Origin of the sequence: Paenibacillus camelliae (genome assembly GCF_023715345.1) — a bacterium.
In the GTDB taxonomy this organism is placed as follows: Bacteria; Bacillota; Bacilli; order Paenibacillales; family Paenibacillaceae; genus Pristimantibacillus; species Pristimantibacillus camelliae.
This window is the reverse complement of the sequence record NZ_JAMBNY010000001.1, coordinates 919,952-944,519: the sequence shown is the minus strand read 5'-3', so window position 1 is coordinate 944,519 and position 24,568 is coordinate 919,952. Positions and strand designations below refer to the sequence as shown.

General features: G+C 43.3%; 21 protein-coding genes and 1 riboswitch. Of the genes, 15 read left to right on the top strand and 6 right to left on the bottom strand.

What is annotated here, in order from left to right; translation table 11 throughout:
• Positions 1–9: 9 nt before the first annotated feature.
• Both M3180_RS04350 and M3180_RS04345 read right to left on the bottom strand, forming a co-directional pair.
• A complete protein-coding gene (locus tag M3180_RS04350) occupies positions 10–219 on the bottom strand; it encodes a hypothetical protein (protein ID WP_251666057.1) in 210 nt (69 codons plus the stop codon).
• Between the two features lie 98 nt (positions 220–317).
• Positions 318–1,223 (bottom strand): LysR family transcriptional regulator, encoded by a 906-nt coding sequence (locus M3180_RS04345; protein WP_251666056.1) that lies wholly within the window; start codon positions 1,221–1,223, stop codon positions 318–320.
• Between the two features lie 129 nt (positions 1,224–1,352).
• Between M3180_RS04345 and M3180_RS04340 the strand changes: the two genes are divergently transcribed.
• Positions 1,353–2,423, top strand: a complete 1,071-nt coding sequence (locus M3180_RS04340; protein WP_251666055.1) for a branched-chain amino acid aminotransferase — start codon at positions 1,353–1,355, stop codon at positions 2,421–2,423.
• 99 nt (positions 2,424–2,522) lie between these two features.
• On the opposite strand, the gene M3180_RS04335 is transcribed toward M3180_RS04340, so the two are convergent.
• On the bottom strand, positions 2,523–2,957 hold the full coding sequence (locus tag M3180_RS04335; protein ID WP_251666054.1) for a hypothetical protein: 435 nt from the start codon (positions 2,955–2,957) through the stop codon (positions 2,523–2,525).
• 3 nt (positions 2,958–2,960) lie between these two features.
• A riboswitch (cyclic di-AMP (ydaO/yuaA leader) is annotated at positions 2,961–3,159 on the bottom strand.
• Positions 3,160–3,327: 168 nt separating this feature from the next.
• Here M3180_RS04335 and M3180_RS04330 point away from each other — a divergent pair.
• A complete protein-coding gene (locus M3180_RS04330) occupies positions 3,328–4,287 on the top strand; it encodes an aldolase catalytic domain-containing protein (protein ID WP_251666053.1) in 960 nt (319 codons plus the stop codon).
• Between the two features lie 57 nt (positions 4,288–4,344).
• On the opposite strand, the gene M3180_RS04325 is transcribed toward M3180_RS04330, so the two are convergent.
• Entirely contained in the window at positions 4,345–5,724 is a 1,380-nt protein-coding gene (locus M3180_RS04325; protein WP_251666052.1) for a Glu/Leu/Phe/Val family dehydrogenase, read from the bottom strand.
• Between the two features lie 214 nt (positions 5,725–5,938).
• Between M3180_RS04325 and M3180_RS04320 the strand changes: the two genes are divergently transcribed.
• The 4 genes from M3180_RS04320 (at position 5,939) to zapA (ending at position 14,156) form a co-directional block, all read left to right on the top strand.
• Complete coding sequence (locus tag M3180_RS04320; protein ID WP_251666051.1) at positions 5,939–7,102, top strand: copper resistance D family protein; 1,164 nt, start codon at positions 5,939–5,941, stop codon at positions 7,100–7,102.
• Positions 7,103–7,653: 551 nt separating this feature from the next.
• On the top strand, positions 7,654–8,688 hold the full coding sequence (pheS, locus tag M3180_RS04315; RefSeq protein WP_251666050.1) for a phenylalanine--tRNA ligase subunit alpha: 1,035 nt from the start codon (positions 7,654–7,656) through the stop codon (positions 8,686–8,688).
• 45 nt (positions 8,689–8,733) lie between these two features.
• A complete protein-coding gene (gene pheT / locus M3180_RS04310) occupies positions 8,734–11,175 on the top strand; it encodes a phenylalanine--tRNA ligase subunit beta (RefSeq protein ID WP_251666049.1) in 2,442 nt (813 codons plus the stop codon).
• A 104-nt stretch (positions 11,176–11,279) separates the two neighbouring features.
• The gene (zapA, locus tag M3180_RS04305) at positions 11,280–14,156 is read left to right on the top strand and encodes a cell division protein ZapA (protein WP_251666048.1); all 2,877 of its coding nucleotides are present in this window, start codon (positions 11,280–11,282) and stop codon (positions 14,154–14,156) included.
• Positions 14,157–14,191: 35 nt separating this feature from the next.
• Here the strand turns inward: zapA and M3180_RS04300 are convergent, their stop codons facing one another.
• Together M3180_RS04300 and M3180_RS04295 are read right to left on the bottom strand one after the other, a co-directional pair.
• Positions 14,192–14,581 carry a cupredoxin domain-containing protein gene (locus M3180_RS04300; protein WP_251666047.1) on the bottom strand — a complete coding sequence of 130 codons (390 nt, stop codon included), beginning with the start codon at positions 14,579–14,581 and terminating at the stop codon, positions 14,192–14,194.
• Positions 14,582–14,749: 168 nt separating this feature from the next.
• Positions 14,750–15,106, bottom strand: a complete 357-nt coding sequence (locus M3180_RS04295; protein ID WP_251666046.1) for a phage holin family protein — start codon at positions 15,104–15,106, stop codon at positions 14,750–14,752.
• Between the two features lie 202 nt (positions 15,107–15,308).
• Here M3180_RS04295 and M3180_RS04290 point away from each other — a divergent pair, with 202 nt between their 5' ends.
• The 9 genes from M3180_RS04290 to M3180_RS04250 all read left to right on the top strand — a co-directional run bounded on the left by M3180_RS04290 (position 15,309) and on the right by M3180_RS04250 (position 24,535).
• A complete protein-coding gene (locus tag M3180_RS04290) occupies positions 15,309–17,669 on the top strand; it encodes an endonuclease MutS2 (RefSeq protein WP_251666045.1) in 2,361 nt (786 codons plus the stop codon).
• A gap of 24 nt (positions 17,670–17,693) precedes the next feature.
• Positions 17,694–18,116 (top strand): DUF350 domain-containing protein, encoded by a 423-nt coding sequence (locus tag M3180_RS04285; RefSeq protein ID WP_251666044.1) that lies wholly within the window; start codon positions 17,694–17,696, stop codon positions 18,114–18,116.
• Between the two features lie 155 nt (positions 18,117–18,271).
• The gene (locus M3180_RS04280) at positions 18,272–18,772 is read left to right on the top strand and encodes a hypothetical protein (protein WP_251666043.1); all 501 of its coding nucleotides are present in this window, start codon (positions 18,272–18,274) and stop codon (positions 18,770–18,772) included.
• Positions 18,773–18,867: 95 nt separating this feature from the next.
• On the top strand, positions 18,868–20,145 hold the full coding sequence (locus M3180_RS04275; RefSeq protein ID WP_251666042.1) for an MFS transporter: 1,278 nt from the start codon (positions 18,868–18,870) through the stop codon (positions 20,143–20,145).
• 1 nt (position 20,146) lies between these two features.
• Positions 20,147–21,064: a cysteine synthase A gene (cysK, locus tag M3180_RS04270; RefSeq protein ID WP_251666041.1), complete on the top strand. Its 918-nt coding sequence runs from the start codon at positions 20,147–20,149 to the stop codon at positions 21,062–21,064.
• A gap of 989 nt (positions 21,065–22,053) precedes the next feature.
• On the top strand, positions 22,054–22,266 hold the full coding sequence (locus M3180_RS04265; RefSeq protein WP_251666040.1) for a hypothetical protein: 213 nt from the start codon (positions 22,054–22,056) through the stop codon (positions 22,264–22,266).
• Positions 22,267–22,287: 21 nt separating this feature from the next.
• Positions 22,288–22,647: a spore coat protein gene (locus M3180_RS04260; RefSeq protein WP_251666039.1), complete on the top strand. Its 360-nt coding sequence runs from the start codon at positions 22,288–22,290 to the stop codon at positions 22,645–22,647.
• Positions 22,648–22,801: 154 nt separating this feature from the next.
• Complete coding sequence (locus M3180_RS04255; protein WP_285855567.1) at positions 22,802–23,302, top strand: Lrp/AsnC family transcriptional regulator; 501 nt, start codon at positions 22,802–22,804, stop codon at positions 23,300–23,302.
• Between the two features lie 15 nt (positions 23,303–23,317).
• On the top strand, positions 23,318–24,535 hold the full coding sequence (locus M3180_RS04250; protein ID WP_285855625.1) for an aminotransferase class I/II-fold pyridoxal phosphate-dependent enzyme: 1,218 nt from the start codon (positions 23,318–23,320) through the stop codon (positions 24,533–24,535).
• The last annotated feature ends 33 nt before the right edge of the window (positions 24,536–24,568 follow it).

Below are 24,568 nucleotides of genomic sequence, written 5' to 3'. Positions count from 1 at the left end.
ACGAACCAGTTACGCAGCGCCAACAATATAATGAAGCATTTGCGAGGCAATGATATTGCAGGCAATGCATAGCAGATCGCTATTGAGCAAGATCCTCCCCATTAGGAAAAAAGCAAGGCCTCCGACGAGATCAAGCATAATATAACGCTTAATGGAGTGAATCGAAACGACATACACTTGAAATTCAGTCTGTAGTAACCTCGGAGCTGCACTAATCACACATCACTCCTCCCATCTCATCATTTATCAACTCATTTTATGTGCAGGAGGAGTAGATCATTCGCATCATGTAACGAAAAACGGTGGATTGATTAATTTTATTCAATGCCATAAACTTCTTTCACCGTATCAAGAAAATACTGCGACCGCTTTGGTACATAATGATCTTTTAGCCAAACTATTCCGACATCCGACTGAAGCGTATCGAGTGATAACGGAATGATCTTGACACGTGGATCTATAAATGAGCTCATGACGGAGCGGGGCAGCATAGCTATACCAAGTCCATCTGCTATCAATGCAATCGAGATAGCAACAGAGGAGCATTCGCATATAATGTTTGGCTCAATGCCATAACGATGGCAAGCAGCGATAACCTGCTCATGCATATGTGTCGTTTGGTCTGTTTTGAGCGTTAATAAAGGGTAGTGAGCGAGCTCCTCAAGCTGAAAGCTCGTCTTATGTTCAAATTGCTTCCAGCTTGTCGGTACAATCACGACAAATGGGTCAGAAGGGAGAGGCATAATCGCAAGCTGTTTAGGATCAGTCAGCGCTTCAAAGGGAAGTCTGGCAAACACAAGATCTATCGCATGCTTTTCAAGCTGCTCACCGAGATAGTAATGATCTCCCTCTAATATTTTGTAGCTGACTTGAGGATACTTTTTACGATATTGCTCAATCGGTCGAGGTAATAGCGAGCTGCAGGAAAATACTGCTCCAATGGACAAAACACCGCGGACACCTTGCTCAAGCTCTTTCATTTCTTCAATGGTTTCATTAAACTGAGAGTAAAGGGACTCTGCACGCTTTTTTAGGTGTAAACCGGCATCGGTCAGCTGCAAGCCTTTACCGTGTCGATCGAAAAGCTTCACCCCTAATTCGTCCTCCATCTGCTTAAGCTGACGGCTTAATGGGGGCTGCTCCATATTTAGCAGCTTAGCTGCTCGTGTGATTTGACCCTCGCGAGCAATCGTCAAAAAGTATCTAAGCTGTCGCATATCCATGTGAACGCTTCCCTTCTAAAATGCCATACCTAAAAGGTATGGCAAAGTAATCTTATAGATATTATAAATATACGTCAATCCATGGTATCATTCAATTAACAATATTAATTGTAAGGAGAGTTACCAACTATGCCACAAGAAATTATCATTGAACAAGCGACTCAGCTAAAGCAAAAACCGGACGAAAATAATCTTGGTTTCGGCCACTACTATACAGATCATATGTTTATCCTTGAATATACTGAGGGTCAAGGATGGCATTCAGGTCGAGTAATTCCTTATCAGAACATTTCTTTAGACCCAGCAGCGAAAGTTTTCCATTACGGTCAGACGGTATTTGAAGGAATGAAAGCTTACCGCACAGAAGACGGCATAAAGCTGTTTCGTCCTAGAAAAAACTTTGAGCGTTTGAATAAATCTAATGCTCGTCTAAGTATTCCGCATCTTGATGAGGATCTTGCTTATAACGGTCTTATGGAGCTTCTAAATGTAGATCGCGACTGGGTTCCAGCAGCTGAAGGCACAAGCTTGTATATTCGTCCGTTTATTATTGCGACGGAGCCAGCATTAGGCGTTAATCCTTCGTTAAGCTATCTGTTTATGATCATTATGTCACCAGTTGGTGCATATTACGCAGAAGGGGTTAATCCCGTTAAAATCCATGTTGAATCTCACTTTGTACGCGCCGTTGCAGGTGGTGTAGGTGAAGCGAAAACTGCTGGTAACTATGCGGCAGGTTTGAATGCACAGGAAGAAGCGAAGGACCGCGGCTATTCCCAAGTATTATGGCTAGATGGTGTTCATCGTAAATACATCGAGGAAGTTGGAAGCATGAACGTCTTTTTCAAAATAGACGGTAAAGTCGTTACTCCGATGCTTAACGGAAGCATCCTTGATGGTATTACTCGTAACTCAGTGATTACGCTGCTTAAACATTGGGATGTGCCTGTAGAGGAGCGCCGCATTTCTATTGATGAGCTCATTGAAGCGCATCATAACGGCAAACTAGAGGAAGCTTTCGGCACAGGGACAGCTGCCGTTATCTCACCAATTGGTGAACTAAGCTATCATAATGAGAAGTATGTAATTAACGAAGGTAAAACTGGCGAGCTTTCAGCGAAAATTTACGACACCATTACAGGTATCCAAAAGGGCAAAGTAGAAGATCCATTCGGCTGGCTCGTTGCTTTAAATAAATAATTTACATTTGCATAATAGATAGTAACAAACAATAAGTAAAATCCCCTTCCATAAGCTTCGTTGTAATCAACGATTAGCTTATTGGTAAGGGGATTTTGTCTAGTACAACGAAAGATAGGAAACTGCACGGCTCCGAAGGATTAATTCTTCATCGACTTGAGCCTGATGGGAACCATCAGGTAAAAAGTTTAATTGATGTAAAGCGTTGGTGAACAAATAAATAGCCCGCTGATCATACGTTTCATATTGCTTCAATGTATTGGAAATTAGCTCAGTAAGGTTAGAAATGGTGGAAGGACCGACAAATGGGGTAAGTTGATGTTCCCAATCCTGGAGATGAAAGCTGATATCTGAATCATCGATAAAAATTTCACTCCAGCCATATCCTCGATTGCTTGAAATTCTCAAGCACACACGATAGCCATTGGCATCGACTGCAAGAGCAGGGATAACAAAAACTTCGATCCGTTGAATGTGAAGCACAGCGGCTTCAGGTTGAACATTTTGAAAATCATTCGATGGACAAATAGACATTGCACATCTCTCCTTTCACGCTGACGAGGTTAGCTGTCGGGTTCGGGCAAGAGAGTAGGCCCTACCGTTCACCTATTAATCTGCTGAAAAAAGTCTTTTCTACAGACTTTTTCGTACAGGTAATTATAGGTAGTCCGGATTCACCCCTTAAGGCGTTTGGTTCCCCCGCTTTTTCTAGTGAAAAATTAAGCGAATATATGTTTATTTTAAGGGTTTTTATCCGGTTTGTAAATGAAACCGTTCTTCTAATAAGATTTACGAATCAATATTATACTTGTGCACAATTTTTTTTATTTTGCGTTATGTTACAATATCAAGTATGATGGTAAGAAAAACAGAACTGACGTTCAGAGTAGAAGGAGTATCAGATATGCAGTCAAAAACGACACATTGTAAGATTGTTGATTGTACGATCCGTGATGGTGGCCTTGTAAATAATTGGGATTTCAGTGTTGAATTCGTTCAGCATTTGTATAATAGCTTGAATGAAGCTGGTGTGGACTATATGGAAATCGGCTATAAAAACTCTCCTAAGCTTCTGAAGGGAGCAGATTCTGCAGGTCCTTGGCGCTTTTTAGATGATGATTTTCTACGTAAGGTCATCCCTAACAAAGGACATACGAAGCTGTCTGCACTTGTCGATATTGGTAGAGTGGATGAGAATGATATCTTGCCTCGCAGTGAAAGCATGCTGGATCTCATTCGTGTTGCCTGTTACATACAGGATGTGGACAAGGCTCTTGAACTTGTTCAAATCTTCCACGACCGCGGCTATGAAACGACAATTAACATTATGGCACTATCTAACGTACTGGAGAACCAGTTAGTTGAAGCGTTCAAGCTAATTAATGAAAGTGTTGTAGATGTTGTATATGTTGTTGATTCCTACGGAAGCCTAAAGCCTTCGGATATGAGTTATCTCGTTGATAAATTCCAAGAGCATCTACCTAATAAACGTCTTGGTGTCCATGCGCATAACAACCTTCAGTTAGCTTTTGCTAATACGCTGATTGCAGCAGGCAAAGGAGTAGAGCTGCTGGATGCTTCCGTATATGGTATGGGGCGTGCTGCGGGCAACTGTAATACAGAGTTGCTTGTTACAGAATTGCAGAATACAAAGTACAATGTTCGTCCAGTACTTGATATGATTGAGAAATATATGATTCCAATGCGTGAGGAAGTGGAATGGGGCTACATCATTCCGTACATGGTTACTGGTGTGCTGGATGAGCATCCACGATCTGCAATGGCATTGCGCAATTCGGATAAAAAGGATAAATATGTTGATTTTTACGATCAGCTGACGACACCTGAAATGGCCAGCAAGTAAGTAAATTGTTTGGAAGGAGAAGGATAGTTCGGTAACGAACTATCCTTCTTTTTATTGTTAGTATAGTTTTCCTTGGCGGTACAATATGTTTGATAATCTCATAACTGCATGGTTATAGCAGCATTGGCGCAGCTGTTGGGGCTGTTGGAAGTAAAGCGGGAGCACCTGATTAAGCGTCGTACTCATTTTATCGAATAGCATCTCATAAACCTGCTCTTCACTGAAAAACTTTGTATCTCTTCCCTGCAGCCACTCAAAGTATGAAACAATAACTCCGCCAGCGTTTGCCAGTATGTCAGGTATTACGATGGCATGCCGCTTGGCAAGTGCCTCGTCTGCCTCTCCCGTGATAGGGGCGTTTGCTCCTTCGACAATAATACTTGCTTTCACTTTAGCAACATTATGTTGATGAATCTGCTCTTCAAGCGCCGCTAAAAACAACACATCAACGTCATGATATAAAACTGCCTCACGATCAAGTATAGTTGCCTGCACATCAGCCTCTTGCAGCTGCTGCTCGTTCATAGGCAGTTCGCCTTGATGCAATCTGCTGAAGCTTAGCAGCTTATCAATAGGCAGTCCTTGCTCACTATATAGCGTGACATTGCGATCGCTTACTGCAACGACTTTATGCATTCCATCATTATCCTTGAAAGCCTCAGAGGCTACGACGGAGCCAACATTACCAAAGCCTTGAATCGCTATCGAAAGTGGACGATTAATAAAACGTTTTACTGTAGTAACATATGGATTATTGTATGCATCAAGTACAGATAGGTGACTGTTTACATACTGCTGCAGCATATACTTAAATACGAAATAAACGCCCTTGCCGGTGGCCTCTTTTCTTCCAAGCGAGCCACCGAATGCAATGCTCTTGCCGGTGAAGCTGCCGAGATATGGCTGGCCAGGATGAATGCTCTTGTATTCGGCAGCCATCCAATCCATCTCGCGCTCGCTAGTACCCATATCGGGTGCTGGAATATCCTTATCTGGTCCAAGTATGTCAGTAAAGTACTGTACATATTTTTTGCAGATCATATACAGCTCACGTTCAGAGTATTGTCTTGGGTTTATACATACTCCGCCTTTCCCGCCACCAAAAGGAACATCATGCAATGCGTTTTTTAGTGTCATTAACGCAGCTAAATTCGTAACTTCATCCTCATTTACCGATTCGTGAAACCGAATGCCGCCTTTGTATGGTCCTAACGCATCGTTATGCTGGATGCGATAAGCTGGTATTCGAACAACTACCCCGCTGTCTAGCGTGATACGAAGGAAAGCCTTATGTGTTTTATTTGGAGTCGATAATATCGCTCCCAGTGATTGAAAGGCCTGCTCTCTTTTTTTATCTGCTAGTTGTGGTAAGATAGAACTGTTTTCCATTAACATTCGTAAAGATTGCTCAACAATAGCGCTCGTTTGTCTGCCCAACGTTTTCAGCTCCTTTAATCATTTGTCGCATCTTTCATTTAGGATGTACGACTATGAGAGAAAGATACGCTTCTGCACCACGAGGCGGAAATGAAGTGCAGCTCTAGCATTATCATACAATATTTCATGGATATGTCTATGTAGCGATCATTATTAAGGGTTTTACATAAAGTCAACTTGGAGTCATGAACAAAATATTAAAGGGAGTGTCAAATTGGAAATCTTCGTTTACATAACCAAACTAATCGTCTATGGGTTGTTAATTTCACTAAGTGGTTTGATTATGGTGGATAGCTTTGTCCGTAATGCTATAGCAGAAACGCGAATTCAATGGCGAGAGAGTATCATCCAAACGGTTAACAGAAGCTTGCTGCTTGCAGTCATATTAGCTATATTCGCTCAAGTTGTTCAATGGACACAATCCTTTGGGGGTGTGGAGCAGATTGCAACGCTCCTTATTGAGGGTTCGACTGGACGTACCTGGCTTGCTTTACTGCTACTAAGTGCGATCGGCTTATTCGTTCAAAAGCTACAGGCTGCAAGGCTGATCATTATTGTGCTGCTATTGCTTGCGGAAAGTATGAACGGTCATGCTTCGTCCGATAGCTTAATTATATTGTTTGATTTTATTCATCTCGCTACGATCTCGATTTGGGTCGGTGGCGTGATCTATTTTCTAGTCAATTGGAAGGATGGAACTGAGCAAGTAAGGACATTTCTAGAGCGCTTTACAAAGCTGCTTTGGCTGACGATAGCAATCGCTAGTGTGAGCGGTATTGCATTAACAGCTCTTATTCTTCCGAGTATAAGCTATCTATTGTATACAAGCTGGGGGCAGCTATTGCTAGTGAAAATCGTAGCTATATTGATTGCGATATGGCTTGGCTACACTGCTAATACCTACATACGAAAGCATCAGGCCGATAGAAAGTCACGACTATTGAAGATCGAATATATGACACTTCTCGTCGTTATTGCACTTGCAGCACTATTGAGCACGATTAGTCCGCTGCCTAGTGCAGAGAATGCATTGAATAGACATCAAATGGGAGATGAGCTCCATTATACGGTGAAGCTTTCACCAAATGCGCCAGGACCCAATACGTTTAGCTTAAGCCTATGGACCTTGAAGGAAGAAGGCGAAGTAGCGAACGTACAGCTATCATTATATGCAGATGATAAGCCAAAAACATCTGCTCGCGCATATATATTGCAGTCTATTCCGATTGAAGACAATATTGAGTTTCCTGGGTTTATCGAGCAACAGTTCTCTCTTAAAGAGCTGAAGCTGCCATACCCAACGTTATGGCATGCGACTGTAGACATCGTATTTGCAAGTGGACAGGAGCGGCAATTTAGTTTTTCCTTTGAGAATTAGGGCATGGCGTAGTTGCGCTAACCTGTACTTTTGCTTATAATGTATAGGAGTTGTTCAAAAGCCCCCTTTGATCACGAAGGTAGCACTGTAAGGTTAATCGACATCGAATATTGAATTCAGCCAGGTCTTCCGGTGCTCACGTACCAACAACGTACGCTGCGCTCCTCATCCCTTAGCTTTATCCAATCTTCTCGGTGCTGAAAGTAGGCTATTTGAACATATTATTTAAAGAGTTGTTCAAAAAGCCCCCACTGATCACGGGGTTATAATAAAAAGCGTTGATGGAGATAAGTACGCAAACAAACTATACAGGGACGAACAGCCATAGATTGAAAGCTGATCGATAGTCACTGCCTGCGGAAATTCACTCTGGAGCATGCACTTGAACCTTCTGTTTGACAGAGGCTGTAGAGCTGCACGTAACTCTACGATACAGAGATCTAAGTGATAGCATTAGCTATCTAAATTAGGGTGGTACCACGGTTCTTCCGTCCCTTCGGGGAGGAAGAGCCTTTTTTTATATATTGGTATAGCAAATTGGAGGGATTCGCATGAAAGAAAAATTAGAAGCACTACGAAACGAGGCGCTTGCCGCGCTGGAAAACATTGATCTAGCAAGCTCGCTTCAAGAATTGCGCGTAAAATACTTAGGTAAAAAAGGTGCACTCACTGAGGTGCTGCGTGGTATGGGTAGCCTAAGTGCAGAAGAGCGTCCAATTATCGGTCAAGTCGCTAATGATGTGCGCGCAGCGATCGAAGAAGTGATTGAGAAAAAGCAACAGGCCATCCAACAAGCTGAAACAGACCGTCGTCTTCGTGAAGAAACGATCGATGTGACATTGCAAGGACGTCAGTTGCCTACAGGAGCTGTACATCCACTCAACAAGGTAGCACAAGAAATTGAGGATATCTTCATTGGATTAGGCTACTCCGTTGCTGAAGGTCCAGAGGTCGAAACGGACTATTACAATTTTGAAGCGTTGAATTTACCGAAGAATCACCCCGCACGTGATATGCAGGATACGTTCTATATTACAGAGGAAATTTTGATGAGAACACAAACATCCCCTGTACAGGTCCGAGCAATGCAAGCACATCGCGGTGAAACTCCGATCCGTATCATATGCCCGGGTAAGGTTTATCGCCGAGACGATGATGATGCAACGCATTCCTTCCAGTTCAACCAAGTTGAAGGCTTAGTTGTCGGCAAAAACGTACGAATGAGTGATCTGAAGGGAACGCTGCTGCAATTTGCACAGCAAATGTTCGGTGAGCATACACAGATTCGTCTTCGCCCGAGCTTCTTCCCATTTACAGAGCCAAGCGCTGAGGTTGATGTGACCTGTGCGCAATGTGGCGGAAATGGCTGTCGTATGTGTAAGCACACAGGCTGGCTAGAGATTTTGGGCTGCGGTATGGTGCATCCACGAGTGCTTGAAATGGGTGGCTATGATCCTGAAGAGGTATCAGGCTTTGCTTTCGGTATGGGAATCGAGCGTATCGCGCTGTTGAAATACGGCATTGACGATATTCGTCATTTCTATACAAATGATACGCGATTCCTCTCTCAATTTGCCCGGATGTGATGAGAGCTTAACATACCAAAGTGAAAAGAAGGGAAGATGTAACTAATGAAGGTTTCATATAAATGGCTTGAGCAATATGTTGATCTTAGCGGAATTACAGCAAGTGAGCTTGCAGAAAAAATGACAAGAGGCGGTATCGAGATCGATATCGTAGAAAGCAGAAATAAAGGCGTTTCCGGTGTTGTTGTCGGTTATGTGAAGGAAAAGCAGAAGCATCCAGACGCAGATAAGCTAAATGTATGTAAGGTTGATGTTGGTACTGGTGAAGACTTGCAAATCGTATGTGGCGCCCCTAATGTTGACGCTGGTCAGCATGTGCCTGTAGCTGTTATTGGCGCAAAGCTGCCTGGAGACTTCAAAATTAAGCGTGCGAAGCTTCGCGGAGTAGAATCACAAGGAATGATTTGCTCTGCTAAGGAGCTTGGGATGAACGACAAGCTATTGTCTAAAGAGCAGCAGGAAGGAATACTTGTATTACCTTCCACACTTGAATTAGGTACGCCGATTGAACAAGTGCTCGGACTTGATGATGAAGTGTTGGAGCTTGATCTTACACCTAACCGTTCTGATGCGCTAAGCATGCTTGGTGTAGCCTACGAAACGTCAGCATTAACTGGTCGTGAAGTAAAGCTTCCACAGGTTCAAATTGCTGATACGACGGAGCAAGCCAGCGAATATGTGAACGTAACGATCGATAATAAAGAGCTGTGCAGCCATTATTCAGCACGCTACATTAAAGGTGTCAACGTTGCGCCTTCACCGCTTTGGCTGCAAAACAGCTTGATTGCAGCTGGTATACGTCCAATTAATAACATTGTCGATGTGACGAATTATGTCATGCTTGAATATGGTCAGCCGCTTCATGCGTTTGATGCCGATAAAATTCCTGGTGGCCGAATTGTCGTGCGTTCTGCTGCACGTGGTGAGGTTCTAGTTACTCTTGACGATCAGGAGCGCAAGCTTGAAGAGCATATGCTTGTTATCGCAGATGAGAAAGCTCCAATAGCACTTGCAGGAGTTATGGGCGGTGCTAGTACAGAGGTTACGTCTTCAACCGTCAATATTATTTTGGAATCTGCTTGCTTTGCGGGCGGAACGGTAAGAAAAACATCTCGTGAGCTTGGTCTACGCTCAGAATCTAGTCTTCGTTTTGAAAAAGAAGTGGATCCAGGTCGTGTTATTCCTGCACTAAATCGAGCTGCAGCACTTATTGCAGAGCTTGGTGAAGGATTAGTGCTAGAGGGCATTGTTGAACAAGTAGTGAAGGAAATCAAGCCGCGCCACATTAGCGTATCGTTGGAAAAAATTAATCGAGTGTTAGGTACTTCACTTTCTGGACTCGAAGTAAAAGCGATTATGAATCGACTAGGGTTTGATTTTGAAACCAATGAAAATGAACAGTATGTAGTAGAGGTTCCAACTCGCCGCGGTGACATTACGTTAGATGTTGATGTAATTGAAGAAATTGCTCGTATCTATGGCTACGATAATATTCCGACTACGCCGATCTATGGAGAAGTTATTCCTGGTGCATTAACGAAGCCTCAAAGTATTCGTCGTGAGCTGCGTAAGCGTCTGTCAGATTCAGGTATGCTGGAAGTTATCAGCTATTCCTTCACTAGTCCGAAGCATACGACATTATTTCCAGATCTAGTGCCGAATCCACATGCTGTCAAGCTGCTTATGCCGATGAGCGAGGAGCGCAGTGTGCTGCGTACAAACTTAATCGCTCAGTTGATCGATATTGCAACGTATAATCGCAACCGTAAAAATGAATCGCTAGCATTATTTGAAATTGGCTCCGTATTCCATACGAATGAGTCTGAGCTGACGAAGCTGCCTGAGGAGAAGCATCGCTTTGCTGCATTATTAACAGGTCAGCGTATCGAAGCTGGCTGGTTTAGCAAAGCTGTAGCTTATGACTTCTACGATGCAAAGGGGATCGTTGAGACGATCACTGCGGCATTGGGATTAGGTGAGCATATCAGCTATGAAGCTGCACAGCCGTCTCAATTTCACCCAGGTAGGACAGCTGCAATTGTGTTAAACGATAACGATGAAAAACAAATCATTGGCTATGTTGGTCAGCTGCATCCAGAGCTTCAGCGTCAATCAGATCTAGAAGATACGTTTGTTGTTGAACTAGAGCTTGCACCGCTTTATGAGCTGGCGAGCAGTGAAATTGTATATAAAGCACTACCTCGTTACCCAGCGATTACGCGCGATATCGCTGTAGTTGTAGAAGCAGACGTTCAAGTAGGCAATATGGTAGCGGCAATTAAGGAAGCTGCTGGAGAGCTGCTTGAGTCCGTTCAGGTGTTCGACGTGTTTACTGGCGAACGTCTAGGTGCAGGCAAGAAGAGCGTTGCTATCTCATTAGTATATCGTCATAAAGAGCGTACGCTAACGGATGAAGAGGTTACTGAGCTTCATGACACCGTTGTTAAATCATTAGAACAATCTTTTGCAGCAGAATTGCGCAAATAGGCAGGAAACAATAGAAGTCGCATCGAATAAGTTCCTAGTGGGCTAAAGATGCGGCTTTTTTGCCGTTAACATAGCATTGGACTAGATGGAATGGGGGTACACGCATGGACACAGAACAAATCATCGTAAATGTTGATATATATGGCAGCCAGTATAAACTTAAAGGACATTCTAGCGTTGAATATATGAAATCAATCGCATCTTCGATTGATGAGATAATGCATAAATTAGCAAAAAACTTTCCCGTTCTGGATACACATAAATTAGCGGTGCTTACCGCCGTTCAAATATCAGAGGAAGTTTTTCGTCTTAGACGTGAAAATAACCGCTTACAGGCGGAAGAAGCAAGACTACATATCACCGAGAAGCAGCTTGAGGATGAAAAGGTGAAATGGCAGCAATTGAATGAACAGTATGAGCTCTATATGAGAAAGTCAGAACAAGAGCTTGAGCAATTGAAGGAGCTGCATCAGCAGCAGCTTGAAGAGGAACGCAGTTCATTAGAAGCAAGGTTGGATCAGGAACGCTTTCAGCTTACTGAAGAGAAAGAGAAGCTAAAGGCATCCTTTAACCTAGAGCGCAAGCAGCTAGAGGAGACACACGCAGAACAGCTAAAAATTGTTATCGAAAAGTCAGAGCAATTACAGGCATCTTTGGAGGAAGTAATAAAACAGCTTAAACAAGAGCATGAAGAGGCACTCGTTGTACTTCATAAGCAATATGATGAAGAGAAACGTATTGCGTTAGTCAATCAAAAAAGTAGATTTGAAGCTGAAATTGCAAAACAAAAATCAGAATTTGATACGCTAACTGCTGAAAAAAATCATATACAGCAGCAATATGATGAAACGGTTCAATCGTTGAAGGAGCAGCTGTCTTCTTTACAGCAAGAGCGTGAGGCTGAGAAAGAAGCATCGGCATTGCAGCAGGAGCAATTAAATGAGCAATCAGAGAAGCTCAAGGAGCTGCTTGAATCCGAAAAGCTGCGCTGGATTAATGAACGCGAGCAATTGTTGAATCAAGTGAATGCTACGAAGCGGGAGCTACAACAGCAAAAGGAAAGCTTTGAATTGCGTTTGTCTCAAGCGGATGAACAAATATTACAGGCGATTGAGCAGGAAGAAGCGCTCCGCTCAGATCTTAACGAAGCAGCGCGTGCTTACTCAGAGCTTGAGGAGCTTCGTGAGCAGCTACAGGAAAGTCATGCATCGGAGCTTGAGAGGCTTCGTGAGCAGCTACAGGAAAGTCATGCATCGGAGCTTGAGGAGCTTCGTTCTCAGCTACAGGAAAGTCAAGCATCGGAACTCGAGCAGCTACGTGAGCAGCTGAAGCAGAGCCATATAGCAGAACAAGAGCAGCTACGTGAGCAGCTGAAGCAGAGCCATATAGCAGAACAAGAGCAGCTACGAGAGCAGCTGAAGCAGAGCCATATAACGGAGCTGGAACTGCTACGCGATGAGCTTAAACAGAATCATATGGCTGAGCTGGAGCAGACACGCATTCAACTGAAGCAAAGTCATGCATCAGAGCTAGAGAAGCTAAGTGAGCAACTAGTAGCAGCAACTGAGCTTGCTGAGCTGCATGAGCTTGAGCTGCAGGAGGCAGAGCAATCACTACGCGATATTCAAACAGAATTGAAAGCCCAGCTTAAAGAACAGCAGTCGATGGTGGAACAGCTTCAAACCCAGCTAAAGGCAGCAGAAGAGAATGGACATCATACGAAGCAGCATATAGCAAGCTTGGAGCAGCAACTCATGGAAGAAGGATTAAAGTTGCTATCTGCACAAGAGCAGCAGGAGAGAGAGCGTCATGCTTCTGAGCAACAGCTACATCAGCTTGAACAGCTATTAGAGCAAGCCGAGCAGCAACATCAGGTAATGAAGGAACAAGCTGTGAACTATGAACAGAAGCTGACCGCATTACAAGCAGAGGCAGAGCAAAAGCAAGCTGAGCAGCTTGCCATGCATCAGAACGAGCAAGAGCTCACAATGCTCTTAATCCAAGAATTAGAAGAGAAAGCCGAGCAGCTTGAAGCTAATTTAGATGAAAAGGAAAAGTTTAATAACGAATTAATTAAGTCTAAGCAGCAGTTGGAGCAGCAATTGCAACAGAAAGAGCAACAGCTGCAACAGCAAGTACAACAATTGCAACAGCAAGAGCAGGCACGACTCGCACAGCTTGAAGCATTACAATTACAGAAGCGTAAGCTGGAAGAGGAACTAGAGCTAAGCTTAGACATGCAAGCAGAGCTCGAGCTGAAAATCAGTGAGCAGCAGTCGATCAAAAAGCAGCTTGATGAGCAAAGAGTCGTTTTACAAGAGAAGGATAATCAGCTCGCACAGCTTGAGCAAGAGCTTGACCAACTGCGTCAGCAATATCAAGCTGATCAACAGCAGCTGTCAGAGAAAACTGTATTACTGCAGCAAGCCGAGCAGCAGAAGCAGCTTGTTACTGAGCTTCAGGAAGAGCTTGACGCTGTAAGAAACGAGTTAAATCAAGCAGTTGATCACAATAAACAACTGCAGGCACGGCAGCTGAAGGATGCAGAAAAGACAGAAGAGCTCCTGCAATATCTTGAGATTAATGCTGCGAAAGAAAGATTGTCAGCCAATCAAATTGCAATGGCACAAGAGCAAATCGAAGAACTTACAGAAAAGCTAACAGCTAGCTTGGAAAAGCAGCAGCAGCTCGAACGTGAGCAGCAAGAGGAATTGAAGCGGCTTGAGGATGAGTTTGTTCAGCTAGAGCAGCATAAGAAGCAGCTTGAGCAGCAGGCATCCTTGTACGAGGAGCAGCTTGCACTTCAAAAAGAGGCAGCTGCAGCTATTGAACAGCATATTGCTGTAATTGATGAGCAACAGCTCGAAGAAGTGAATAATCAGCTTCTTGTGCTTAAAGAAGAGCATGAGGAGCTTAAGCGAGAATATGCTAAGCTTAAAACTGAGTACAATGAGTGGATTGAACTTATTGAACAAAGCTAAAAAAAACGCTCCTGTCTACGGACAGGAGCGTTCTATTATGCTACTACGACTAGCTTTGATACCATCGTGCGATGGCCTTGACCACAAGGAATTGAACAACGGATATTGTAAGTACCAGGCTCAGTAATCGTGATCTGAGTTGGTTTATTGTTTACAATATTATTGTATTCTGTGTCGAAAATCTCGATGCCGTGTACACCGTCAATGGAATTAACAGTTAGCTCTACCGTTTCACCAGCGCGAATGGCATAATATTCTTTGTCAAATTCCCAGTTCGAAGCAACAATTTCTAATGTTCCAGATGCGATTTCATCTTCAGACACTTCAATTGGAGGCTCGACCTTTGAATTTCCATTATTGGAGCCGCACGCAATTAGAATACTCATCATCGCGACAGCAAGAGCAAGCAATAGCCATTTTCTCATAACTAAAATCCCCTTTTTCATTATAATCTTTACTATTGTACCCTATAATAATGGAATATGTAATCATTCCCAGAGGACAGCTCATGACAAAGTATTGACAAATTCTTTTATGTCGATTTAAACAAAGCATGGTCCCCATCATCGATGAAGGACCATGACCATGAACTTTTACTTTTTACGGTCCGCTGCTTCATACGGATTACCGATTGGAATGAATAGATCGACAATACCGATAACGAGTGCAGCTAAAATTGCACCAAGTATGGAAACTGATACACCGCCAATAATAAATTGAGCAATCCAAATCACAAGTGCACTTGCGAGGAAACCAACGATACCTCGGCCAAAAGGGGTAACTTTTTTTCCAAATACGCCTTCAATGATCCAGCCTAATGCAGCGATCACAAGAGAAAGCAGTAGTGCACTCCAGAAACCACCTACTGAAAACTGAGGCACAATCCAGCCAACCAGCATAAGCACAATCGCAGAAACTACAAATCGAACGACATGTCCAAGAAAACTCATTGTTACTACCTCCATGATTTCTTTGTAGTTGTTGTACGAAAAATCTATAATTAGTGTAGCCAATAGCTAAAATTATATGTATCGCGTAGTACAAGAAATCAAACTTTAAGCTATAATAATAAAGCGAGAGAATGCTTCTGGTATACTTTTCATGTGCGAGAAGCGATATCTAGTCAAATGAAAAGTGTAAGGAGTGTTATCGTTGGATTCAAAAATATTGACAACACTTGAGTATTCCAAAATCATCGCGAAGCTAAAGGAGCATGCGGCAACATCACTTGGTAAAAGCAGAGTAGAGGCACTCGCACCTGCAACTGATCTTGAGCAAGTAAAAGCATTGCTGCAGCTTACAGATGAAGCGTATGCGGCGGATCGCTTAAAGGGTGCTGCACCATTCGGTGGCATTTTTAATATATCATCTGCACTTCATCGTGCACGAATTCATGCATCACTAAACCCTACTGAGCTTATTGAGGTAGCATCAACCTCAAGAGCATCAAGACGTGTAAAACGCTTTATTGCACAGGTGCATGAGGAACACCCGATTCCATCTTTATTAGCTTATGCTGATCAGCTAAGCGAGCATCGAGAGCTTGAAGAGGAAATTACAGCCTGTATTGACGATCAAGGGGAAGTCATGGATAGTGCGAGCACAGAGCTTGCGAATATTCGCAGAGAAATTCGTAATGGTGAAGCACGTATTCGAGAGAAATTAGAGTCGATGATTCGTTCCTCTTCGGTTCAGAAGATGCTGCAGGAGTCGATTATTACATTGCGTAATGATCGCTTCGTTATACCAGTTAAGGCTGAATATCGTTCGAGCTTTGGTGGTATTGTTCACGATCAATCAAGCTCAGGAGCAACCATGTTCATTGAGCCTGAAGTTATCGTTTCAATGAATAATCGTTTACGGGAGCTTAGACTTCAAGAAATAAAAGAAATTGAAAAAATCCTTCAGCGTTTAACGGCACTTGTAAGTGATTGTGTTGAGGATTTTCTATATGATCAAGAGCTCATCGGGCACATTGATTTTACGTTTGCCAAAGCACGACTTGCACATGCGCAAAAGGCAATTATGCCTAGAATGAATGATCGTGGCTACATAAAGCTGAAGCGTGGCAGACATCCACTTCTCGACCCGAAGAAGGTCGTACCGCTAGATTTGGAGCTGGGCAATCAATATGATTCGATTATTGTTACGGGGCCTAATACTGGTGGTAAAACCGTATCACTAAAAACTGTAGGCTTGTTAAGCTTGATGGCAATGTCAGGTTTATTTGTTCCTACAGATGAGGGTAGTCAGCTATGCGTATTTGATGCGATATATGCTGATATTGGAGATGAACAGAGTATAGAGCAAAGCTTAAGTACCTTCTCTAGCCATATGACCAACATTATACGTATTCTAGAAAGGATGACCTCGAAAAGCTTAGTGCTGCTTGATGAGCTTGGTGCTGGTACCGACCCATCAGAGGGTTCTGCTCTCGCTATTGCTATTCTAGAGCATATCCTTGCTAAAGAATGCCGAGTGATTGCAACGACTCACTATTCTGAGCTAAAGGCTTATGCCTTTAACCGAAAGGGAGTCATTAATGCAAGTATGGAATTTGATATCGCAACGTTGAGCCCGACATACCGTTTACTGGTAGGCGTGCCTGGCCGAAGCAATGCATTTGCTATAGCAGAGCGTTTAGGGCTATCGACCGCTATTATTGATCGTGCAAAGGGTGAAGTAAGCGACGAGGATATGAAGGTCGAAAGCATGATCGCTTCACTTGAGAAGCAGCGTCTATCTGCAGAGTCTGATCGGGAAACTGCACAAAAATTGCGACAAGAAATGGAGCAGCAACGTATTAAGCATGAACAGGAGCTTAAACGATTCGAGGAGCAGAAGGAAAAGCTGCTTGCAAAGGCACAAGCTGATGCAGACATTGCTGTGAACAAAGCGCGCAAGGAAGCAGAGCAAATTATCGCTGATTTGCGCAAGCTTGCTATGGATGAAGCAGCCTCCATTAAAGAGCATAAGCTGATTGAAGCAAGACGTAGGCTGGATGAGGCGCAGCCAGAGTTAAAAGCTAAGCCAAAGCCACCACGCGATGGAAAGAAACAAAAAATAAGTGTAGGCGACGAGGTTAAGGTTTATAGCTTGAATTCCAAAGGTCATGTTGTTGAGCTGCATGGCGATGAGGCAACGGTGCAGCTAGGCATTATGAAGATGAAGGTGAAGCTTGATGATATGGAGCTTATCCATGCCAAATCCCAACAACCTGTACAGCAGCAAAAGCAAGCGGCTAGCTTAAAGCGGACGAAGGAAGACGCTGTTAAAATGGAGCTCGATCTAAGAGGAGAATCGTTGGAAGAAGCGATTATTGAAGTTGATCGTTTCCTTGATGAATCGTATCTTGCAGGGATGGGACAGGTATACATTATTCATGGGAAAGGCACAGGCATCCTACGTGCCGGGATACAAGAATATTTACGACGTCACAGCTTAGTAAAAGCGTATCGCAATGGCAATTATGGTGAAGGCGGTAACGGGGTAACAGTTGCTGAGCTAAAATAGTTGACAAGAAGCGAGGGGAAGAAAATGGATCCGGAAATCGACTGGTTACTGGAAAATGAGTACTTAACGTCAATCGTCTATGTATCGGTTGCCGTGCTATCGTTGATTGTCTTTCTATCACTTTTTGAGCTTGTTACAAAATATCGATGCTGGAATGAAATAAAGAAAGGAAATGTTGCAGTAGCAATGGCCACAGGCGGTAAAATATTTGGCATATGCAATATTTTTCGGTTTTCGATTTCAATTAACAGCTCGATATATGAACAGCTGCTATGGGGAGCTTATGGTTTTGTCATATTAATTATTGCGTATTTTCTTTTTGAGTTCATGACGCCAGTGCTAAAAATTGATACAGAGCTGATGAATGATAACCGGGCTGTTGGTTTTATTGCTATGGTGATCTCAATTTCGCTTTCGTATGTTATTGGCGCAACGATATTAATATAGGGTAAGGAAGGTGCTATTGTGAAGTACTTGCCAAAAGTGCTAACGGTCATTTCTATCCTGTTTTTCTTACTGGGATTAATTTATATAGCTAACATGTAGCTATCCTGTAAGGTTGTTATTTGAAACTAGAAAAAGTAGCTGAAGGAGTAAAGTTAATGGAAATGCAAACAGTTTGTCCATGGTGTGAGTCTAATATTATTTGGGATGAGGAAATTGGACCTGAAAAATATTGTCCGCACTGTGATAATGAGATAAGTGGCTATCGTACGCTTGAAATTGATGCGATGGTAGACGAGGATGAAGACCAAGGTCGTTCTCTTGCAGATGATGATTGGGACGATGAAGAGGAGCAAGGAAGCATTCTACGTTCGAAGCGAGAAATAGCTGCAAATAGCTCAATTCAAGCTATGCTTAATGAGCAGTTTGAAATGCCTGAATGCACGAATTGCCGTGAATATATGCTCGAAGTTGGTGAGCAGACATTAGGTGAAAAGGAAGGCTTTCATGCAAAAAAAGCAATGACAAGCGACTTGCCAATCGTACGTAATGATATGAAGGTAATCTGGTATGTATGTCCATCCTGCTACAGAACAGATAGCTATATCAGTATAGAGGATCGTAAACAAATGCTGGATTCTCTTTCCTCTGATGAGTGATGAGAAAATAATGGAATCGTGAACGAAAGGGTATGAGCGCTCGGCGAAAGGGGTAACTTATTGTGAGCAAATACAATAAGTTAGGAGCGATTGAGATGGCAAAGATACTTGATCGACAGGCTCTACTCTTGCTCGCAATTTATGTTACATTCGGGTTTGCTAATGCCCTTTCTGGTACGTTTATACCTGTATACTTATGGAGAGCAAGTGGCTCATACTTAACCGTAGCATTGTTTGCACTCGCTCAATACGGTGTGGGAGGCTTAACCTTCTACTTGTGCGGCAAATGGATTAAAGAAGGAAATAAGCTGAATTGCCTGCGAGCTGGCTGTCTGCTCTCAGGCGTTTTTTATTGCTTAGTCTTATGGCTTAAGGAATCAGCAAGTGAGCTGCCATTTGTACTCGGCTTAATCAGTGGTGCGGGCTTAGGCTGTTATTGGGTCGCATACAATCTTATTTATTTTGAAATTACTGAGCCAGATACTAGAGACCGCTTTAATGGTTCTCAAGGGCTGCTTGGCGCAGGTTCAGGTATCATTGCACCTTGGCTCTCAGGTTTGCTGATAAGCTTGCTTGTAGGGCAACGAGGCTACACTTTAATTTTTACGGCATCGTTGCTTATATTTGCTTGCTGTGGTTTACTGAGCTTCTTTATAAAAAAGCGACCGCAGGTGGGTACCTATGATTGGAAATATCCGCTTAAGCTGTGGAAAGAACGAACGGAAGAAAGCAGGCAATGGCGTTATGTTTTTGCTAGCATAACGGCTCAAGGGGTACGTGAAGGCGTGTTCTTCTTCTTAATTAACTTAGTCGTCTTTATTGCCACGAATGATGAAGCGAAGGTTGGGACATATACGTTGATCTCATCTGTCACCTCTCTCGTTAGCTTTTGGGCGGCAGGGAGATTTCTGAAGCCAAGCTATCGAAAGCATGCTATGCTGATTGGTGTTATCTGTTTAACGCTTGTTATTATCCCTTTCTTTTGGCGAATCGACTATCGTGCGCTTATTATGTACGGGATTGGCACTGCTCTGCTTTACCCGCTATATATTCTTCCGATTACGTCAAAAGTGTTTGATATGATAGGTGCTTCAAAGGAATCGGTAGAGCGTCGTGAAGAATTGATTATTTTTAGAGAAATTGCACTTACCTCGGGAAGAGTCCTTGGACTTATCCCTTTCTTTATTTATATATTTTGGATTAATACAGAAGCGGGGTTGGTTTGGGTATTGCTGCTCGTTGGCTGCTCGCCGATATTTTGTTGGGTATTTATGAGACCGTTGTTCCACATCAAGCATAACCGTTATAACGGAGAGGATGCGGCGAGTAAAACAAAAGCAGTTCTAAAGCCAAAGCCGCAATCGGAGGTGTAAAGTGGTTAAAGTTGCAAATAGTATCGTTGAGCTTGTTGGAAATACACCGGGGGTTATTTTGCAAAAAATCGTACCAAAGAACTGTGCTGAAGTTATCGTGAAGCTTGAATATATGAATCCGAGTGGAAGTGTAAAGGATCGCGCTGCTTATAATTTAATTGCTGAAGCTGAACGTCAAGGCAAGCTGAAGCCAGGTGCTACAATTATTGAGCCAACTAGCGGCAATACTGGTATTGGCTTAGCGATGAATGCAGCAGCCAAAGGCTATCGGATTATACTCGTGATGCCGGATAATATGACGAAGGAAAGAATTGCATTGCTTAAGGCATATGGCGCTGAGGTTGTACTAACTGATTCCTCTAAACGGATGTCAGGTGCGATTGCAAAGGCAGAAGAGCTTCATGCAGCGATTGAACATTCATTTATTCCTAATCAGTTTGAAAACGAGGCAAACCCTGATATCCACCGTAAAACAACTGCACTGGAAATTTTGGAGCAGTGTGAGGGCCGACTTGACGGATTTGTAGCTTCCTCAGGTACTGGGGGAACGATAACGGGAACTAGCGAGGTGCTTAAGCAGCATCTACCTAACCTGCACGTAGCCGTTGTTGAGCCTAAAGGCTCCCCTGTGCTTTCAGGAGGTCAGCCTGGCTCACACAAGCTTGTTGGTACAAGTCCGGGCTTTATTCCAGCAATTTTAAATACAGAGATTTACGATGAAATTATGCAGGTGTCAGATGAGGACGCATTACATACGATGCGCGAGCTAGCAATGAAGGAAGGCTTGCTGCTTGGTCCTTCATCTGGCGCAACCGTGTGGGCAGCGATTCAGCTAGGTAAACGCCTTGGTGAAGGGAAGCGTGTGCTTTGTGTGGCGCCTGACACTGGAGAGCGGTACCTAAGCATGAACATTTTTTAGTAGTAGGGGATGTTCAAAAAGTCCATGCTTGATGACGATGTGTTTCGTAGAAGTATAATCGACGTCGAATATGAACCGCTACCGAAAACTTTGGTGCTCATGTACCAAGAACGTACGCTGCGCTCCGCGTTTTCTAGTATTGCTCCATCTTCTTGGTCCTGAAGCCCGAACTTTTTGAACACATATTGGAAGGGGAAGTTCAAAAAATCCAGGCTTGATGACGATGTGTTTCGTAGAAGTGTAATCGACGTCGAATATGAACCGCTACCGAAAACTTTGGTGCTCACGTACCAAGAACGTACGCTGCGCTCCGCGTTTTCTAGTAACGGCTCATCTTCTTGGTCCTGAAGCCCGAACTTTTTGAACACATATTGGAAGGGGAAGTTCAAAAAATCCACCTTTGATCACGAAGCGTGTGCTGAACGCTTATTCGGCGTCGAATCTTGAATTCAGCCGAGCTTTCCGATGCTCACGTACCAATAACGTACGCTGCGCTTCTCAATCTCTGGCTTCTTTCAATCTTCTCGGTGCTGAAAGGCGAACTTTTTGAACACATATTGGAAGGGGAAGTTCAAAAAATCCACCTTTGATCACGAAGCGTTACTGGATGTTGATTCGACATCGAACTTGAATTCAGCCGAGCTTTCCGATGCTCACGTACCAATAGCGTACGCTGCGCTTCTCAAGCTCTAGCTTCTTTCAATCTTCTTGGTGCTGAAAGGCGAACTTTTTGAACACATATTGGAAGCCGAAGTTCAAAAAGTCCAGGCTTGATGACGATGTGTTTCGTAGAAGTGTAATCGACATCGAATATGAACCGCTACCGAAAACTTTGGTGCTCACGTACCAAGAACGTACGCTGCGCTCCGACGTTTTTTAATTTCAGTTAATCATCTTGGTTATGCCTAAGTTTTGTTTGCATAGTCAGACTGCCCTCCGTGCATTCTAAAGAGGTAGTATCATGTACAACATGTAAGGAGGGGCTTTCGATGCAGGCAATGACTAACAAAGAGCTTGAATACGCGATTGATTCAATGTCGAATGAGGATATGCTGATGAAATCCTGTGCAGCAGCTGCAGCGGTTTCCACTAATCCAGAGGTTAAACGTTGTTTTGAGCAAATGACAATGATGCATCAGACGAATTACAACACGCTATTACAAGCACTGCAGCAGCATCAATCTGTTGCTCCAATGAATTAATACGATTCGGAGGTACTCATCATGGCCAATAACCAATTGCAACTTACTGAAGATGATTTAGCTGGAGTAGTGTTATCCGACTTGAAGCGTGTCGTTCGAGAATACGCGACTGCTGCAACGGAATCGACATGTGAACAAACGCGTCAAATGTTTACGAACTTACTAAACAGCACATTATCTATGCAAGGGCAGCTGTTTACAGTAATGAAAAACAACAATATGTACGAAGCTGCCAGTGTGGCGCCAAAGAAAGAGCTTGATAAGCAAATTCAATCCTACCAGCAAATGGCGCAAAAAACTCAGACTTGGCTGCAGCAAGGTGGTTTTCAAGCAGGTATGGGCGGACAAGCTCCGCAAACAAACGCTCAATCCTTTCATTAATGAGCTATAATCTGTTAGATTCTGCTCATTAAGTCACCTGAAAGCTAAAAAAGACCCATTCGGGTCTTTTTTAGCTTTGCAGGATTAACGTATTCGGTGTAAAATAACGTACATAGCGTTTGCTATACCACAATTGGTGGGAAGGGGTTTGAACATGACAGGTATTTCTGATTTTCAATTAAAAGTGCTAGCGCTTCTACAGGAAGACGCCAGAATGAAACCAGAATTAATTGCGACGATGCTTGATGTCGCCGTTGAAGAGGTAAAGGAAGCAATCGCCGCCTTAGAGCAAAATAACGTTATCGTAAAATATGCCACGATCGTCAATTGGAGTAAGATGCATGATGAAAAGGTTACGGCCTTAATAGAGGTGCAGATCACACCTGAACGAGGTCGTGGCTTTGATAGAATTGCCGAACAAATCTATTTATACCCTGAAGTACAATCACTGTATTTAATGTCAGGGGCTTATGATCTACAAGTTGAGATTGAAGGCAAGAGCTTAAAGGAAGTCGCTTCTTTTGTTTCCAACAAGCTCTCAACGATTGAAGCTGTTCTTTCAACTAAAACCTACTTTATTCTAAAAAAATACAAACAGGATGGCATTATCTTCGAGGAACATGAAAGTGATCATCGGATGATGGTATCCCCATAAGAAGGGTGAAGCGTGATGGTAAACGAAGCATCGCAACAATCATCCGTACCTGTGCAAAAACGACAAATGGCTGACTATCTTAATCCAGAGGTTCGTAACATAAAACCTTCAGGGATCAGACGGTTTTTCGATCTTGTTAGCACACGCAAGGATGTTATTACGCTAGGTGTCGGTGAGCCTGACTTTGTAACACCTTGGCATGTTCGTGAAGCGGCTGTAATGTCCTTAGAACGAGGCAAAACACAGTATACATCCAATGCAGGTATGCCAGAGCTTAGAGATGCGATTTGCAATTATTTAGATAATAGCTTTCAAGTACAATATGATGCTGATAAAGAAGTTATCGTAACGATCGGCGGCAGCGAGGCTATAGATCTTGCGCTGAGATCGTTAATTACACCGGGCGATGAGATTTTAATTCCAGAGCCTTGTTATATATCCTATTCACCAATTACTACATTAAGCGGTGGTGTGTCCGTAGGAATTGAAACCTATGCGAAGGATCAATTCAAGCTTACGGCTGAATCGCTGAAAAAAGCGATTACTCCGCGTTCAAAAATTTTAATATTATGCTACCCAAGCAACCCGACAGGTGGCATTATGACATATGAGGATTGGCTGCCAATAGCTAAGCTGGTAGAAGAGAATGATCTAATCGTCATTAGTGATGAGATCTATGCAGAGCTCACCTATGGTACAAAGCATGTAAGCTTTGCTTCATTGCCAGGAATGAAGGATCGTACAGTGTTAGTTAGCGGCTTCGCTAAGGCATTTGCAATGACAGGCTGGAGACTCGGTTATGCTTGTGGTCATCCAGATATTATTGCTGCTATGCTCAAAATTCATCAGTATACGGTTATGTGTGCGCCAACAATGGCACAGTATGCTGCACTAGAAGCATTGACGAATGGGCTTGAGGAAAAGGATCGCATGATCGAGTCCTATAATCAGCGACGCCGTATCGTTGTTCAAGGCTTCCGCGAGATTGGACTAGAATGCCACGAGCCTCAAGGAGCATTTTATGCGTTTCCATCTATCCAATCAACTGGCCTAACGAGCGAGGAGTTCGCTCAGCGTCTTCTTGAAGAAGCGAATGTTGCTGCAGTGCCTGGCGATGTATTCGGGCTTGGAGGCGAAGGCCACCTAAGATGCTCATATGCAACAAGCGTAGCGAATTTATCTGAGGCGATCGAACGAATGGGGCAATTTGTATACAAGCTAAAGAATTCATAGCTTTAATTAGCTGCAACAGGCTCGACATCAGTG